The organism is bacterium (genome assembly GCA_023145965.1).
Taxonomy (GTDB): Bacteria; UBP14; UBA6098; order UBA6098; family UBA6098; genus UBA6098.
This window is the reverse complement of record JAGLDC010000084.1, coordinates 1-15,995: the sequence shown is the minus strand read 5'-3', so window position 1 is coordinate 15,995 and position 15,995 is coordinate 1. Positions and strand designations below refer to the sequence as shown.

Sequence of the window (15,995 nt, the reverse complement as noted above, 5' to 3'; positions counted from 1 at the left end):
TCAAAGCTCCTGTCAAAATATCAAAGGCAGGAGCTTTTTTATTATATTTTGGCGAAAGCCCGTTCTATCTCGGTTGGATGGGCATCGCCGGCAGAGATCGACACAATTAACATACTAAGGGCTTCACACATGGCGATGCGGCGTGCGTTGAAATCAGCCGAGCTCGAACCGGAAATTATCATAGTCGATGGTAACCGAAGACTCGAGGGGATACCGTTTAAGCAGATAACGGTGGTGGGCGGCGACCGTTCTGTGATGTGTGTTTCTGCAGCAAGTATTGTAGCGAAAGTCGTTCGAGATGAACTTATGACCTATTTTGATGGCATCTTTCCCGGCTACGGTTTTCGAAATAATGTCGGCTACCCAACCAAAGATCACAAAAAAGCAATAGAGAAGTTGGGCATTACAGTTATTCACCGTAAAGCATATAGAGGCGTTAAAGAATTTGTTAAAAATATAGAATTTTGTCTTAAGTGAAAACTCTCTCAAAATATACACTTCGCGAGCATCTTCAGCCCTTCCTTGGCGGTTTTATAATCATCATGTTTGTTATGGTGATGGATTTTATCCTCGATATTTTAAACTTGATTTTAGCGAAGGGAGTCGATCCCTTCACAGTATTGAAGCTTTTCATACTTAACCTCTCATGGATGCTCGCTCTCGCTGTGCCAATGTCTTGCCTCATTGCCGGTCTTATGGCTTTTGGGCGTTTATCTCAAGATGGAGAAATAACAGCTACGGTTAGCTCGGGTGTTCCACTGATTCGTATCATGCTTGCTCCGATGATTGTGGCTTTGCTCATATCGTTTGGGATGGTCTATTTTTCAGATCAGATATTGCCAGATTTAAATCATGAGGCGAAATTACTTATCGGCGATATAAAGAGAAAAAAGCCTACACTGGCAATCAAAGAACGGGTTTTTATCGATGATTTTCCTGGTGTGGGCATGTTCATTCAGGATGTGGATGAGCGAACTAACAAGCTCGAGGGGATAACGATTTACGATCAAAAGGAAAGGCGTTATCCGAGGATAATCACGGCTGAGCGTGGAAAGATGTATTTCGATAAAGACGCAGATGTCCTCAATTTAGAACTCATTAACGGAAGCATCCATGAGATAGACGAAACCGATCCATCAAAATATACGCAAGTTAATTTTGAAAGCCAAACAATGCGTTTTGGCAATCTTGGTATGAATCTTGAACGAAGAGACACCGGGCACAGGGGCGACCGGGAGCTTAAGATAGCCGATATGAAAGAGCTGATTATTACCAAAAAAAATGCAATTATTCAAGCTAAGCGGAATATAGTCAATCTTTCGGATCGAGCGTTTAATAGAGCTTTGATCCCGGCAGAGAATCCTAAGAAAGATATTCTAGAAGCAATTGAATCGATCCGAAGCTATGTGAAATCAACATCTCAATCCATCTCCAGCCAGCTAAATGCGATACAAGCGCATCAGAGATATGTTAGAAAATATACTGTGGAGATTAATAAAAAAATAACTTTACCATTGGCTTGTTTTTTCTTTCTTTTTGTGGGTGCACCGGTGGGTGTATGGGCGCGCAAAGGAGGAATGGGGGTGGCAATAGGTTTTGGTTTATTTTTCTTTGTTACTTATTGGGCCTTACTGATCGGAGGCGAAGAGCTTGCCGATAGGGGATTTGTGGCTCCATGGCTCTCGATGTGGATACCGAATTTTGTTCTCGGCGCGATAGGGTGCTCGATACTTTACCGCACCATATGGTCAAGTCGCTTCAGCGGATTCGGTTTTTTGGTCAAGTTGATCGATTGGCTGAAGGGGTTTTTTACGAGAAAGCGTAAATTTAATAAACGTTTATAACAGGCTAAATATATGTCAATAACTAAAAAGAACCTGCTTTTCAGAATAATAATCGCGCTGATTTTTGGGCCGGCCGTGATATTCGCATTGTATTCGGGAGGAGTTTATCTTCTCATTTTTTTGATGATTATCGTTTTCGGGTTATCATCTGAGTTTGTTTCTCTTCCCGGAGTCAAGATTTCTCCTGTTAGAGGTGGAATTATTGTAGGTTCATGTATGATAATTCCTCTCCTTTATTGGTTGGAATGGCAAAGTTTCGTGCCTGTTGTTGTCTTGGTGTTTTCGGCGGCATGGTTCCTGCTTGAATTATTTATAAAAGATATGGAACATGGCCTGGAGACTTCGGCTTATGGGGTTTTTGGGATAATTCTTTTTGGATGGGTGCCATCTTTAGCATGGGAATTAAATTCCTTTGCGCCACTCTTTGCTGTTTTACCTATGGTGCTGGTCTGGTTCGGAGATACAACAGCTTATTTTGTCGGCAACTGGATCGGTGGCCCGAAGATGACGCCGGTTCTTTCGCCGAACAAAACCTGGGCCGGTTTCGCGGGTGAAATAATTGGGGCGTTAATAGTGGGCTTGGTGTTCCGGTTTTTATGGCCTTCGGTTTTTGGTTGGGATATCGTTGCTTTTTCCGGTATTGCAGGGTTTATTGCGGTTGGAGGAGATCTTTTTGAGAGTAAAGTTAAAAGGGAAATGAAAATCAAGGATTCGAGCAATGCAATTCCCGGCCACGGCGGCTTCTGGGACAGATTCGACAGTTGGCTTTTCGTGCAGGTTGCCGCATGGATTTACTTCATTATTTTCTAAATGCAATCCGTTAATCTCAAATACGATTTACCCAAGAGAGTGCTGGCTTTAACCATCGTTGCGATAGCTACTCTGACTTTTGCTACAACGGTCAAATTCGACCAAGCTATGATAGTAGCGATTCCATTTCTTGCTGTAATAGCTATCCTTTATATTAAACATCCCGAGATAGGTTTTTCTGCATTTCTGGTTGGCCAGAATTTATTTGCGATTCCATTGTTGCTGGTGAATTCCGAAAATACCTTAATTATCTACCCCTTGATGGGCGCGGTATTATTATCCACCTTTTTTCTAACTTTATTCTACGGGAAAATTAGCTTACCACGCAAAATTTCGGCGATACAAATCTCATTTTTACTCATAGTGTTGTTATTTTTATTAAATCTACCACGAATGGAAATTAATGCTTATACAATTGCGAAAAGCGTTTTATTCGTTTCGCTTTGTATAAATACATTTATAGTTTTGCATTTCTGGGGCAATCAAACTGAATTTTTTGAAAAATCGATCGATTATGCATTATTACTCGGAATCATTCCTTTAGTTATTTCGGGAGTGAGCTTTTTTCAAAGAGGAGGAGCTACGCAATATGTTCGATTTAGTGCCTTAGCAATTAATGTAAATCAGTATGCTCGCAATATGGGTTTTATGACGATATTAGCTTTTTATAAGATATTTAATTCTAAAAAAACGATTCACCAATTGTTGCTTATGCTTTTTATCTCCGCTTCTTTCGCTTTTATTATTTTTACCGGCAGTAGAAGTGCTTTTCTGGCCGCGATAATCGCTATAGTCTTTTATCTATTTGTTTTTACCGATGTTAGTTTGCGAAAAAAGGTCCTTCTAATTTCTGTTTTAAGTATTCCATTGGCATTATTTGCAATTATGGCGATAGGTTCAATGTTCAGCCGCCTGGGGAGCCTTCAATATGTTGACATGTCGCTCACGGGCAGAATTGGAATGTGGAAGGCCGTCTGGGAAAGTAGGTTCGACGAAGTGTTATTTGGACATGGAACCGGAAACTATTCTGCAATACTGCCAGCATGGGCAAAAGGAGCAAAGCTCCAGCATCTTCATAATGTTATAATGGAATATTATATCGAATGGGGTATTATTGGTTTGTTATGCTACTTGGCGTTGTTAATGTCATGTTTTAAAACAGCTGTTTATTTCATAAAAAAAAGAAAAAACTCTTCACTTTTCATCAAGTTGGGAGGACTTTCCTCTTCTTTGTTTCTTTATACGTTAATGCTTGCTATGATAGTTACGACTTCAACTGACCATCTGTTTTTCATTTCTATAGGTCTTATGAGTTCTATGTATATCGCCCACAAGGAGAAAGATGCACATCGCGATGGTAGCATCGGTTCATCCGCCTAACGACGCACGTATCTTCGCCAAGGAGACGAAGACGCTCGTCGATGCGGGGCATCGCGTGACCGTTCTTACTTTGGCGAATGGCGATTTCACACCCGGTTTCGGAGTCGAGTTCGTTGTTCTTCCACGGCCCAAGAACCGCTTTAAAAGGGTCTTGTCCGCCAAAAAGATATTCCGAGCCGCAATCGCTCTCGATGCCGATCTCTATATTATACACGATCCCGAGATTCTTCGCGTAGGACGATGGTTGAGAAAACACGGGAAGAAATATATCTTCGACGCCCACGAGCCGTATCCAGATTTTATCGCCGAGAAGGCTTGGGTACCAAAGCCCTTCAAAGGGCTGGTTAAAAGGCTCGTCGCATGGGAAGAAATGCGCGGCGCGAAAGCCTCGTCCGGGATTATTACTGCGATGCGCGAGAACGCCGAACGCCTCGCCCCGGCGGGTAAGCCGACTATCGTTCTACATAATTACCCAAGAATCGATGCCGTTCCGGAAAAAATCCCCGAAAAGGAAAACACAATCATATATGTCGGAGTCGTGATGGCAGTGCGGTTCGGCGCGGAGATGCTCAAAATGGCGGAACATCTCGCTCCGGGGGCCGTCCTCGACGGTTGGAAACTTCAAGTCCTTGGGCCAGTCTACGGCGATGGTTATCTCGAACGATGCCGGAAGGCCGCCGGAGATCTCATCGACGACAAAAGATTGTATTTTCCCGAAAAATTTATCGCCTACGACGGGGCTATGAAAATGATCGAGCGCGCGAAGATCGGACTGTCGTTTATCGTCCCGACGAGGAAATACAACCAGTGTCTTTCGAGCAAGATATTCGATTATATGGCCAAGGGCACGATTCCAATTACAACCTGGTTAGATGCTTATAAGGGGATCGTCTCCGAAGCCGACGGCCCGGTTTTCGTGCCTCACGGACAGGAAAATCGCGTCGTCGAGATAATAGCCGATCTTATAAAAGACGAAACAGCGATAGCGCAAAGAGCCGAAACCTGCATGCGCGCCGCTCGTAAAAAATTTAATTGGGAAAAAGACGCGAGGGAATTCCCTGAGTTCATCGAAAAAATATATAAAGGAAAATCGTAGGGGAGAGCCTATGTGCTCTCCCGCAAGCATAATAGGACATGGCGTAATTTCACCGACCGGGAGCACACATAGGTGCTCCCCTACGGAAGGAAAAAAATGACGATAAAATTTAAAAACACATTTGGAAATCGAATCGAGAAATTTCATTCGATCGAACCGGGGAAGGTCGGCATGTACACCTGCGGCCCCACCGTGTATGATTTTGCGCATATCGGTAATTACCGGGCATATATCTTCGAGGACCTGCTCCGCCGATGGCTTAAATATCGCGGTTACGAAGTTACGCAGGTGATGAACCTCACAGATGTCGATGACAAGACGATCCGCGAAAGCCGCAAAGCCGGCATTTCACTCGATGAATATACCGCAAAATATAAAGCCGCATTCTTCGAGGATCTCGATGCGCTTGGAATCGAGCGGGCGGAGGTCTATCCTGCGGCGACCGATCATATCCCGGAGATGGTCGAGCTTGTAAAGCGGCTTCTCGATGTTGGCGTTGCATATCGCGGCGGCGACGGCTCTATCTATTACTCTATCGAGAAATTTCCGGAATACGGCAAACTTTCCGGCAAGCGAATCGATAAGAATATTGCCGGTGCGAGAATCTCCCACGACGAATACGACAAAGAACAGGCTGCCGATTTTGCGCTTTGGAAGGCCTATGAAGAGTCCGACGGCGATATCTTTTGGGAAACGGAACTCGGTAAGGGCCGTCCCGGATGGCATATCGAGTGTTCCGCAATGAGTATGAAATATCTCGGCGAGCATTTCGATATACATACCGGTGGCGAGGACAATCTTTTCCCACATCATGAAAACGAGGTCGCGCAGTCTGAGGCCGCGACAGGTAAAAAGTTCGTCAACTACTGGATGCACAACGCGCATCTCATCGTCGAGGGCAAGAAGATGTCAAAATCGCTGGGAAATTACTTCACACTCCGGCAATTGATCGATAAAGGTTATTCGCCGCTTGCTATTCGATATGTCCTTATTGCGACGCATTATCGTCAACAATTGAATTTCACCTTTGAGGGACTCGGTGCTGCGGAAACCTCGCTTAAGCGGATAGGGGAATTTCGAGACATGCTTGAAGAGCTCACCGAAGGCCCACTTCACGAGGATGCCTCGCGAGGCCTCGAATCGGCGCGCGAGACATTCGAGAATTGTATGGACGATGATTTGAATATTTCCGGTGCGCTCGGTGGGTTGTTCGAGCTTATTCGACTATGTAATAAACTTCGTGATGACGGTCTGCTTTCCTCACTCGATGGCGAGCGGATCCTTAGATTTCTGGAGGATTTCGACTGTGCGACCGGACTTCTTCCGGCGAAAGCTGAATCGGAAACCAGAGAAATCGCTATTGAAATCGACAGCGTGAAGATGGACGTCGAAACAGCCCTCGAACAAAGGCGCAAGGCCCGCGAAAGCAAGGATTGGCCCACAGCCGATGCAATTCGAGACGCCTTCGCTGCGCGCGGTCTCGAGGTCCGCGACACTCCCGATGGCCCGGTGGTGAAGAAGATATAGGGATGACTTCTTGGTATTTTAGCTAATATGTATCTTAACAATGAAAATTGGGTAATACTCCATTTAGCTAGTATTAATAGTGAATTGATAAGACCAATACAACTATTACCAAATAGAATACTTAGAATAGGTTAAGTAACTTTTATAATTTACTTGACTATCCCGCCCGCCGCAATTGTAATATGAATAGGTGCACAGAATATTATTTTACAACGATTGAGGAGGCAAAATGAAAAAGAGTTTTGTTCTGCTCGCAATGTTGTTAATCGCGGTCCCAATTATTGCCTATACATATTGGTTCGATGGCAATTTAGAATATGTTGGGTCAATGAAAGTCTGCAATTGCATTGGTATTCCACTTGATTGCAAATGTGGTATAGCCGAACAGCAACCGGAACCCGGGTGGTATAGAGGGACATTACAACAAGTGGATAAAGATGGAACCCATTGGATAATGTGTGATAATAATCCTCAAGGTGAATACTGGTGTTATTTCGAGCAATAAAATTAGATAAACATGGCCGGTTTGTAGTTAGAACAAATCGGCTATTTTGAATAAATATCGAAGGCAGAAATTATGAGATATATGATGAAGTATTTTGCTTTTCTTTTTCTTGTAAGCCTAGCCAGCAGCGGGTTGTGCATAGAATTAGTTGAAGAGGAAACCCTTGCTATGCCAAATATTTACTCCAACAGCCCATCTAATTGGATTAATATATCGAATTATGAAGAAGTTATTAAACTCGTCAATGAAGATTTAATTGTTTTCGTCGATTTTAGTTCTCGGATGGTTTTCATTATTAGAACAGACGATTATAAGCTGTTTGAGTTTAAGCCTGTTCCAGGAACTAAATCCTCTGAATTTATTATTCCGATAAATGTGTGGACGATAGAGGATACTATTTACGTTTTGGATTTTAGAACAAAGCGTATTACAAAATGGGTTTTTACTGAAGAAGCAGTTGAATTTATCGAGTCATTTTTTGTGGGGACTTAAATATTACTGCTAAAAAAGTCATTGTACTAGGAGATACTTTAGTTATCGCGGGACAAAAAATAATGGCTGGAAAAGATTCCAGGTTTGCCCTCACAGGTCTTCAGTCGTATCTATGGTCAGACGGATCATTTCTCGCGGAAGGTTTTATTTATCAAAATGGCGAATATGATTCGATATTTTCTATAGAAGGTTTGAATTTACTCACCTACTATAATATGTCAATATGTCCTTTTGGCCGGGGATTCCTCGCAGCAGAAAACATTTCGCCGAAAGTTCTATATATGAATACTAGATTGGATACCATTAATACAATAAATTTCTCTTTACCAAGTTATATACCTCCTATTAAATTCACAGGTTCAATCGAGACTACATTAGAAGAAGACTACGAATGGACAGGAAACTGGACTCAAACCGGCAATGTTCGTGCGCTGAACGACTCAATAGGTGTTGTGTGTTTTCAAAAAAACGGCGTTAGCGAGATAGGTTTCTTCAAACCTGAAACAGGCCAAGTATTGGGTTTTTCAAAACCGATTCCCGGTTCTCTTATCGATGTTGACCCTAATGGCAGATTAGTTTTTATTTCTGATGAGTTTGATAAACAATCAGTTAAACTAAAAATTTATAACATACATTTTCAATAGAAGAATGAAAACAAGCTACTTATTTATTTTTTTGATTGTTTTCACAATATTGATCGCAGAAAATACAGATTGCGAAATATATAAATCTTTTAGCGATAAAACTATATTGAGTGATATATTTGAAATTCCTGGTAGTAAAGTCTTTGTCTGTCACAAACTCGGTGAGTGCCCTCCATGTGTGATTCATTATGAAGAATATTTTCTCAGCTCAAGTATTGAGAATATAGAAAGTAAAATCTATTTCTATTTTCTTAGCGATGACACTCAGGAGCTTAAAAAATTTATAAACGGCTATAGGACTTCTTTTAACAAAGGGGGAGTAGATATAGATTGTTTTCTTTCATTTTTCTCAAAAGAACCTCCCAAATACTGGCCATTTTTGATAATACAGGCGGATGATTCTTTAATAGTCTTAGATTACCCATCTCCTAAAGATGATGGATTTGAGGAAATAGACTCACTAATTCAATCATTGTTTGTCAAATAAATAACCGTTATATTTTGATGTTCTGCGAAATCCGGCAAGATAGAATTTTGTGTTACGCGATACATTTTTTATAAACGAATTTTGGAATAAAAAAAGTAAAAAATAGTCCTTGACTTTAAAAGCAAGTAGTCTATTTTGACTTGTGGTTGTATTCACAAGCGCAAAGTAGAGGTTATGATAAAAATTCCCGATGAAACTATAGGTCGTCTCTTTCCCTATCTGAGAGCTTTAACTTGTCTTAGCAAAGAGGGCACAACCGTTGTTTTGTCTTCTAAATTAGCGGAGATATGCAAAATCAAACCGTCTATGATTAGAAAAGACCTTTCATATTTTGGGGATTTCGGCAAACGCGGTGTCGGATACAATGTTGCGGATTTAAAACAGGAGATAAAAAAAATTCTGCATATAGATAAGTCCCAAACGATAGCTTTAGTCGGTGTTGGAAACATAGGAAAAGCCTTGCTTTCCTTCCCCGGATTCGAGTCCGAGGGTTTCAGGATTGTTATGGCTTTCGATAACGATCCCCAGAAAATTGGTCAAAGTTTCCACAATATTGTTGTCGAGGATGAAAAGAATCTGGAGCAAAGAATTGAAGCGGAGAGTATTCAGTGCGTGATTATAGCTGTGCCGGAAAGCATCGCCGTTAAAATTTCGTATCGTCTTGCTAAATCAGGAGTAAAGTCTTTATTGTCTTTTACACCGTGCCAATTGAAGTTACCTAAAGGTATTAAAACGAGCTGCATCGATTTAAGCACGGAAATAGCGAGATTAATTTATTATTCAGGATAAACCGGATGTTGGACCAATTATTCATTAATGAAGGTTACTAATGTCAGAAAAAAACAATAATAAAACTCCTCCTATCAGGAATTTTCTATACCTTTTTATTATTTTGTTGATTCTCTGGGTAGTTTTGACTTCCAGTTTAAATTGGCAGGAACTATTAGTAGGAGTTCTGATTAGTCTGGCATTAGCGCTTTTCCTTAGTAACAGGTATTCTGATTTGGGTCTTCCGCCTATTTCAATTAAGCGGATTCTGTATTCAATTGCCTATATCTTTGTCTTATTTAAGGAAATAATTGTTGCCAATTTTGATGTTGCCTATCGCGTGCTTCATCCTAAGATGCCAATAAAACCGGGAATTATAATAATAAAAACCGATTTGAAACAAGATATAGCCAAAACAATTTTAGCGAACTCGATAACACTAACCCCCGGCACGTTTACACTTGACATAAAAGACGATAAATTACTTATACACTGGATTTACGTCCGTTGTGATGGAATAGCTGAATCTACAAAAGAAATCGGTGAACGATTTGAAAAATATTTAAAGGTAATATTCGCATGAATCAGGCAATAACTATTGTTTTTCTTAGCTTAATAACGCTGGGGCTCCTTTTCAGCATTATCAGGATGTTGTTGGGGCCGACCGCCTCTGACAGGGCTGTTGCTGTCGATACCATAACTACCACAGTAGTTGCAATGCTTGTGCTGCTGGCCTTAGTGTTCGATCGCTATGTTTATATTGACGTATCGTTGGTTTATTCCCTGCTGGCCTTCGTAGGATTGGTAGCGATGGCAAGATATCTTGAAGGTGGGATCTAAAATGGAAATCTTTGGCTTAGTGATAACAGGAATCGGAGTAGTATTTCTAATGCTCGGGAACTTCGGTATCTTAAGGCTTCCCGATGTATATAACAGAATTCAGGCGGGCACTAAATGCACGACTTTCGGCGCTTTTTTCACTATAGTCGGGGTTGGTATTCTGCAACCCGACTGGTTTTGGAAATGCCTTCTTGTGGCCGTCTTCATTTTAATAACCAATCCAATATCGAGTCACGCTATTGCTAGAGCCTCAAAAAAGGCCGGAGTAAGACTTTGCGATCAAAGTGTTATCGATAAATCGGAAGAGTTTTAGGAAATATGAGGATATTATAATGATTATCATTGTAAGTTTATTGGTGCTTTTTATGTTGGCTTCGGCAATCGCGGCTATGGTTTTTCGCGATTTGATTAGCGCGGTTATAGCTGCATGTATGGTTAGTCTTGTTGCGGCAGTCCTTTTCTTTTTCTTACAAGCTCCCGATGTTGCTATGGCGGAGGCTTCAATAGGAGCCGCATTAGTGACGGCTGTCTTCATTATCGCAATTAAGAAAACAACGAGGTATGAAGAGTGAAAAAGATAATAGGGATAATATTAATGCTAATTATTGCATGGGGAATTGTAGTTTCCCTGCAAAATATACCTTTCGGTGTATCCAAGACAAAGGTCGGCAGTCATTATCTGGAAAATGGTGTCGAGGAAACCGGTGCTTCGAATATTGTAACCTCGGTCGTTCTAGGTTATAGGGGTTTCGATACTTTGGGCGAAGTAACCGTGCTTTTTCTGGCGGCATTGGCATTGGGGACGGTGTTGGCGTCGCTGAAAAAGAAATCCGATAAAAAGGTAGAACAGGCAAGTCTAATACTCACTACAGGCTGCAAATTCCTTTTTCCTCTTATTCTATTATTCGGAGTATATATTTTTATTCACGGCCACCTCACTCCGGGTGGAGGATTTCAGGGTGGTGCAATAATAGCCTCCGGTTTTCTTTTAGTCTATCTCGGCTGTAGAGGAAAGAGGATTAACGAATCCGCAAGTAAAGCGGTCGAATCGATCGGAGGACTAGCGCTTATAGTGTTGGGATTGATCGGCCTTACGGTCGGCAGACACTATTTCCTTTCTAATTTCCTTCCTCACGGCACCTTGAACACGTTATTTAGTGCGGGTATTATACCTATTTTATATATCGCGATCGGGTTAAAAGTGGGTTCGGAGTTAAGCGGCATTATCGACCGGCTTATAGAGGAGAGCTAATGAGTTTTTTATCCGACTATATTTATTATATCGGCGCCTTCGGCTTGGTAGCTATAGGATTGTTCATAATGCTGACCAAGCACAATTTGATAAAAATGATAATTGGAATCAGCATTCTCGAAACGGGAGTCAATCTATTTCTCATCTCTGTGGGATACATTACCGATGGAACAGCGCCGATATTTTCGCGTCCCGGCCTTAGCGCCGCCACGATGGTCGATCCTGTTCCGCAGGCACTGGTTTTAACCGCAATTGTTATAGGATTAGCCGTATTGGCTTTAGCTCTTTCGTTATCGATAAAAGCCTATAAACATTTTGGAAGCCTTGATTTAAGGAAGATTAAGGAGCTAAAGTGGTAAATCCCGTTTTATTAATTGCAGTCCCCTTAGGGTTGGCATTTTTAATACCTCTTCTTACTTTTATTTCCAGAAAAATCGCTAAATTTGTGCCGGTTTTCGCCTTCTTGTTCAATTTAATAATCTCGATAATATTGACACCCGCCGCCATCCAGAGTCCTTTGGTTGTCAAGTTAGGCGGTTTTGCACCGCCGTTTAGTATAGTCCTGGTTGTCGGCCCGGTGGGGATTCTTTTTTCATTACTTATATCTCTTGCAGGATTTTTAGTATCTCTATACGCGTTAAGTTATATCAAAGAAGGCCCGCAGGAAAAATATCATATGCTTTTCCTTCTCCTTTTAACAGGTGCAACAGGAGTTGTGCTCACCGGCGACATTTTCAACCTCTTTGTATTCTTTGAAATTCTCTGCATATCTTCATACGCGCTGGTTGCTTATCTTGGGAACAAGGCCGGAATAGAGGCTTCGATAAAATACCTAATACAGGGGTCTATCGGGTCAAGTTTGTTATTGATCGGGATTGGGTTGCTTTATGGTTATTTCGGCACTTTGAATATGGCGGATATCGCAAGTCAGGTGAATACTGTCGATACGAACCACCTTTTTATTCCGCTTATTTTCATGGTAACCGGATTGGGAATCGAGGCCGCTATTTTTCCACTCAACGCATGGCTTCCCGATGCTCACTCTTCGGCGCCGTCGTCGATCAGTGCAATATTATCCGGGATCGCTATTGAGGTGGGATTATACGCGGTTCTTCGAGTATTATTTACTATTTTCGACATATCGAGTTTCATGGTTTTTATGCTTTTCCTCGGCGTCTTAACTTTGCTTATCGGCGAGATGAGCGCTCTTGGCCAGAAGAATATCAAGAGAATGCTGGCGTATTCGAGTATCGGGCAGATAGGATTAATTTTATTTGCTTTTTCGCTATCGACTCAGTTAGGAGTTAGCGGAGGGTTTTTTCAGTTAATTACCCATACATTAAGTAAAGCGCTACTATTCCTCGCTGTGGGACTCATGATATACAGAACCGGTTCCATGGAGATTTCGTCGTTCGGAGGCATCGGCAAGAAAATGCCATTGACTGCCTTATTGTTCACAATCGGGACCTTTTCGTTAGTAGGTTTGCCGCCATTTGTCGGTTTTGCGAGTAAATTCATGATAATCCACGCGGCATTGGCCCAGGGCGAATTACTTTATACTCTGCTAATTGGCGCTGTATTATTCGGGACCATTATCGAGGGATCGTATTTCTTCCGGATTATTCAAGTAATGTATTTCAAAAAATGGAATCATGTTGCGGAGATAGAGAAACCGCCAGTTACAGGCTTGGTTCCCATGATCGTTTTTGCCTCTCTGATAATATTTATCGGAATCTATCCCGAATTCGTTTTGAAAATCGTCACGCCTGCAGCCACGGAGTTTATCGATAAAATCGGCTACATAAGGAGTGTATTAGGATGACTTTAGAGTTACTACTTATTGTCGCCTTTGGCGGTGCATTTCTCACATATTTTCTTGGGAAGCTGTCTAAGAAACTTCTCATGGCTTTAGCTGTGTTGTTTTCCCTTGCCCTTGTTACAATAATAGCCTGTTTTTATGGGAACGAAATTGAATCAAATTTCTTCACTTTTTTCGGCCTGGAACTTACACTGCGAATAGATTCGCTGTCATGGCTTTTCTCAATAGCCGTTTCGGTTTTTGCGACACTGTCGTTAATTTTCTCATTAAGCTATATGAAAGGACGCGATAATCTTGCTTTCTATTATTTCATGATGCTCTTTGTGAATGCGGCGATGTTGGGTGTGGTTTTATCCGGAGATCTTATTTCCTTCTTTGTTTTTTGGGAAATAATGAGTTGGAGCACTTTCTTGCTAATTAGTTATAATGGCGGACCAGCTTTAAAGGCAGGATTGAAATATATTATCTATTCGATAATTGGCTCAATGTCAATGCTGTTTGGAATTATGACATTGTATGTTAATTTTCATACATTGAATATCCATGAATTGACGACTTTGGTTCCTGCTTCGTCCAACGGTTATTTGCTTTTCTTGCTACTAATTTTTGGGGTTGCTTTCGCAATCAAAAATGCCGTAATGCCATTTCATTCATGGCTTCCCGAGGCTTACTCCGAGTCACCTTCGCCTTTTACAGCAGTTCTTTCCGGGATGCTCACGCGAATGGGGATCTATGGTTTTCTACTTATAATGTATGTTATCGTGGGATTCACGAGAACGCTTTCTATAGGAACTGTTCCTGTCAGCTTTAACTATATCTTATCGTGGTTGGGCGCTATCACTATCGTGGTTCCCACTTTCATAGCAATGCTTCAAAACGATGCGAAGAAGCTTTTGGCCTGGCACGGCATCGGTCAGGGTGGATATATGATCGTGGGGATCGCTTATGGGACAAGCCTTGGGTTGGCAGGAGGAATATTCCATACCTTAAATCATGCCATCTATATCGTCCTATTGTTCCTTAGCGTTGCCGCAGTTCAATACAGAACAAATGAGCGCGATCTTAATTCATTAGGCGGTCTAATCAAGAAAATGCCAGTGGCTTTTATTGGTGGTTTGTTCGGGATTATGGGCTTGATGGGTGTCCCACTGACAAATGGATTTGTATCTAAATGGTTGATATATAAAACTCTTATTATTGAAGGTTCTCCATTTTTGGCTTTCGCCGCGTTGATCGGAACATGGGGGACTATTCTCTCCGTGTATAAATTCCTACATAATATGTTTTTGGGGCAATTGCCGGAAAAATATAAAGATGTCAAGCCTTCACCTGTTAACATGCAGATTCCCATATTGATTCTATCCTTTATAATACTCCTCTTCGGGGTTCTTCCAGGCTTGCCTCTGAAGGTTATCAATTCAATCATAGTTTCTTTTGGCATGGAATCTTTGGACATTGAACTTTGGGGGGTAACCTCCGAAACCGGAATTCTGAACATGCTTAATGTTTTTGCAACTATAATAATTGCAGGGCTGATAGTAGCCTTATTTTTCAAGCTAGGAAGAAAATCTGTTAAAGCTGATCAATACGATAATTACGCCGCCGGAGCGGTGGTTCCTGTCGATAGGTATAGTCACACGGTAAATTTCTATAATCCTTTCTATAGGATGGTCACACCCTATTTGAAAGACTTTTCAGATGCTTTGGGCAATGCCATTGCAAATCTGCTGAAGGGCTTATCGGATGGTATCAGGCGGATTTATACCGGATATGTTGGCAGCTATATTACCTATATAATTCTATTTCTAGCGATCCTGATTCTAATACAGTTGAAATGGAGCGTGTTTTAATGCATATCGTCGGATTTATACTTGTGCCGCTTATCGCGATATTCATGGGATTACTTTTCCTGGGGCTTTTCAGGAAAGTAATGGCTCGGATTCAATGGCGATATGGTCCTCCGATCACACAACCGGTTATCGATATTATCCGCTTGTTAAGTCAAAAGACTGTGACTCATGGATTCATCTTTGAATTCGGTCTAATACTCTCGTTAGCTGGATCTTTGGTAGTTGTGTTGTTTCTTCCTCTCGGAAATATCGTCTTATTGGAATCCGGTGGATTGTTGTTGATATTGTATCTTATGCTACTGAGTCCATTGGGGATTGCTTTAAGCAGTGGCGAGGCGGCCAACCCAAACGCCAGTATTGGAATATCCAGAAAATTCCTTCTCGCTTTGGGATATGAGGTTCCGCTTCTTTTGGTGCTGCTGACGGTCATGTCTTACTACAATACAATATCTCTTTCAGAGATAGTTAAAATGCAGTCCACTCAAGGGTGGTCTTTCGGTTCCCTACCGCTGTTTTTATCCGGGATTGCTTATTTTATGATTTTACCGGCTATTCTTGGAGTTAGACCGTTCGAGATCGCGGGAGCGGCGCAGGAAATATCTTCAGGGCCGATGGTCGAATACGGCGGTAAATTCCTGGCCTTTTCCCATATTCATCACGGGCTTCAAGAGTTCATCGGTC

20 protein-coding genes are annotated in these 15,995 nt (G+C 41.7%); all 20 read left to right on the top strand.

Translation table 11 applies throughout. The features are described 5' to 3' along the window. Positions 1-477: ribonuclease HII (locus KAH81_08335; protein MCK5833662.1), on the top strand; the 477-nt coding region annotated here is incomplete at its 5' end. Continuing rightward, positions 474-1,844: an LptF/LptG family permease gene (locus KAH81_08330; GenBank protein ID MCK5833661.1), complete on the top strand. Its 1,371-nt coding sequence runs from the start codon at positions 474-476 to the stop codon at positions 1,842-1,844. The genes KAH81_08335 and KAH81_08330, both read left to right, overlap by 4 nt. A gap of 12 nt (positions 1,845-1,856) precedes the next feature. Next, entirely contained in the window at positions 1,857-2,654 is a 798-nt protein-coding gene (locus KAH81_08325) for a phosphatidate cytidylyltransferase (GenBank protein ID MCK5833660.1), read from the top strand. Between the two features lie 39 nt (positions 2,655-2,693). Beyond that, a complete protein-coding gene (locus KAH81_08320) occupies positions 2,694-4,034 on the top strand; it encodes an O-antigen ligase family protein (protein ID MCK5833659.1) in 1,341 nt (446 codons plus the stop codon). Further along, entirely contained in the window at positions 3,997-5,130 is a 1,134-nt protein-coding gene (locus tag KAH81_08315) for a glycosyltransferase (protein MCK5833658.1), read from the top strand. Before KAH81_08320 ends, KAH81_08315 begins: the two co-directional genes overlap by 38 nt. A gap of 96 nt (positions 5,131-5,226) precedes the next feature. Then, the gene (cysS, locus tag KAH81_08310) at positions 5,227-6,657 is read left to right on the top strand and encodes a cysteine--tRNA ligase (GenBank protein ID MCK5833657.1); all 1,431 of its coding nucleotides are present in this window, start codon (positions 5,227-5,229) and stop codon (positions 6,655-6,657) included. Positions 6,658-6,886: 229 nt separating this feature from the next. Continuing rightward, the gene (locus tag KAH81_08305; GenBank protein MCK5833656.1) at positions 6,887-7,162 is read left to right on the top strand and encodes a hypothetical protein; all 276 of its coding nucleotides are present in this window, start codon (positions 6,887-6,889) and stop codon (positions 7,160-7,162) included. Positions 7,163-7,243: 81 nt separating this feature from the next. Further along, positions 7,244-7,654: a hypothetical protein gene (locus tag KAH81_08300; GenBank protein MCK5833655.1), complete on the top strand. Its 411-nt coding sequence runs from the start codon at positions 7,244-7,246 to the stop codon at positions 7,652-7,654. A 62-nt stretch (positions 7,655-7,716) separates the two neighbouring features. Next, the gene (locus tag KAH81_08295; GenBank protein MCK5833654.1) at positions 7,717-8,298 is read left to right on the top strand and encodes a hypothetical protein; all 582 of its coding nucleotides are present in this window, start codon (positions 7,717-7,719) and stop codon (positions 8,296-8,298) included. Positions 8,299-8,302: 4 nt separating this feature from the next. Beyond that, entirely contained in the window at positions 8,303-8,785 is a 483-nt protein-coding gene (locus KAH81_08290; GenBank protein ID MCK5833653.1) for a hypothetical protein, read from the top strand. Between the two features lie 174 nt (positions 8,786-8,959). Beyond that, entirely contained in the window at positions 8,960-9,574 is a 615-nt protein-coding gene (locus tag KAH81_08285) for a redox-sensing transcriptional repressor Rex (protein ID MCK5833652.1), read from the top strand. Positions 9,575-9,614: 40 nt separating this feature from the next. Further along, positions 9,615-10,136, top strand: coding sequence for a Na+/H+ antiporter subunit E (locus KAH81_08280; GenBank protein MCK5833651.1), 522 nt, complete (start codon positions 9,615-9,617; stop codon positions 10,134-10,136). Next, positions 10,133-10,393 (top strand): cation:proton antiporter, encoded by a 261-nt coding sequence (locus KAH81_08275; protein MCK5833650.1) that lies wholly within the window; start codon positions 10,133-10,135, stop codon positions 10,391-10,393. Before KAH81_08280 ends, KAH81_08275 begins: the two co-directional genes overlap by 4 nt. A 1-nt stretch (position 10,394) precedes the next feature. Next, positions 10,395-10,706, top strand: coding sequence for a Na+/H+ antiporter subunit G (locus KAH81_08270; protein ID MCK5833649.1), 312 nt, complete (start codon positions 10,395-10,397; stop codon positions 10,704-10,706). A gap of 19 nt (positions 10,707-10,725) precedes the next feature. After that, positions 10,726-10,965: a DUF4040 domain-containing protein gene (locus KAH81_08265; GenBank protein ID MCK5833648.1), complete on the top strand. Its 240-nt coding sequence runs from the start codon at positions 10,726-10,728 to the stop codon at positions 10,963-10,965. Between the two features lie 23 nt (positions 10,966-10,988). Further along, positions 10,989-11,645 (top strand): Na(+)/H(+) antiporter subunit B, encoded by a 657-nt coding sequence (locus tag KAH81_08260; protein ID MCK5833647.1) that lies wholly within the window; start codon positions 10,989-10,991, stop codon positions 11,643-11,645. Continuing rightward, the gene (locus KAH81_08255; protein MCK5833646.1) at positions 11,645-12,004 is read left to right on the top strand and encodes an NADH-quinone oxidoreductase subunit K; all 360 of its coding nucleotides are present in this window, start codon (positions 11,645-11,647) and stop codon (positions 12,002-12,004) included. The genes KAH81_08260 and KAH81_08255 overlap by 1 nt, the downstream gene beginning before the upstream one ends. Positions 12,005-12,162: 158 nt before the next feature. Then, entirely contained in the window at positions 12,163-13,467 is a 1,305-nt protein-coding gene (locus KAH81_08250; protein MCK5833645.1) for a hypothetical protein, read from the top strand. Beyond that, on the top strand, positions 13,464-15,314 hold the full coding sequence (locus KAH81_08245) for a hypothetical protein (protein MCK5833644.1): 1,851 nt from the start codon (positions 13,464-13,466) through the stop codon (positions 15,312-15,314). Before KAH81_08250 ends, KAH81_08245 begins: the two co-directional genes overlap by 4 nt. Then, the coding region (locus tag KAH81_08240; GenBank protein MCK5833643.1) for an NADH-quinone oxidoreductase subunit H at positions 15,314-15,995 on the top strand (682 nt) is incomplete at its 3' end. The genes KAH81_08245 and KAH81_08240, both read left to right, overlap by 1 nt.